The organism is Komagataeibacter oboediens (genome assembly GCF_003207815.1).
GTDB lineage: Bacteria > Pseudomonadota > Alphaproteobacteria > Acetobacterales > Acetobacteraceae > Komagataeibacter > Komagataeibacter oboediens.
Map to the genome: position 1 here is coordinate 1 of NZ_NKTX01000247.1, position 681 is coordinate 681.

Consider the following 681-nt stretch of genomic DNA (forward strand, 5'->3'; position numbering starts at 1 on the left):
CGGGTATGGGCGGCAACCCATCCCTTCGCGACCATTGAGGTCCGGCAGCACCTGGCAGCCATGGTGGCCACTGAATTGGCGGGGCGCGGGTGAGGCATCCTAAAAAGGAATTTCATCATCCAGATTGTCACCGGACGGCGCATCCCATCCGCCCGAACGCTGCTGGCTGCTCTGCTGGCGTGGCTGGGACTGCTGAGGGGGTGAATTGCCATCCCCGCCGCGTTCGCCACACAGCACCAGATTGCCGCCAAACTTCTGGATCACAACCTCGGTCGTGTAGCGATCCTGCCCGCTCTGGTCGGTCCACTTGCGGGTCTGGTTCTGGCCCACAACCTGCACCTTCGACCCCTTGCGGACGAACCGTTCAATCACGCTGGTCAGGCCCTCATTCCAGCACACAACACGGTGCCATTCGGCCTTTTCGCGCGTCTCGCCGGACTGCTTGTCCTTCCACGTTTCGGATGTAGCCACTGTGAAACTGGCAACCTTCTGTCCGCCCTGCGTAGTCCGGATTTCCGGATCTTTGCCCACATTTCCGAGGATGATTGTCTGTGAAAAATGACCGGCCATTACGCCACTCCCCCAGCGCATGGAGCCGATCCATAAACGCCATTCTTTTCCAGAAACTTCCGACGCTTCCATGTGATTTCATCAGCGGTCAGGTTGCAGCTTTTCCAGAAG

The 681-nt window shown here is 59.0% G+C and carries 1 protein-coding gene; it reads right to left on the minus strand.

Translation table 11 applies throughout. The annotated features are described in order from the left end of the window. Nucleotides 1–99: 99 nt before the first annotated feature. On the minus strand, nt 100–570 hold the full coding sequence (ssb, locus tag CFR80_RS18645) for a single-stranded DNA-binding protein (RefSeq protein WP_110507875.1): 471 nt from the start codon (nt 568–570) through the stop codon (nt 100–102). Nucleotides 571–681 lie beyond the last annotated feature (111 nt).

Coding starts and splice junctions, on each gene's coding strand:
- ssb (WP_110507875.1), bottom strand. CDS start 570: ATGGCCGGTCATTTTTCACAGACAATCATCCTCGGAAATGTGGGCAAA.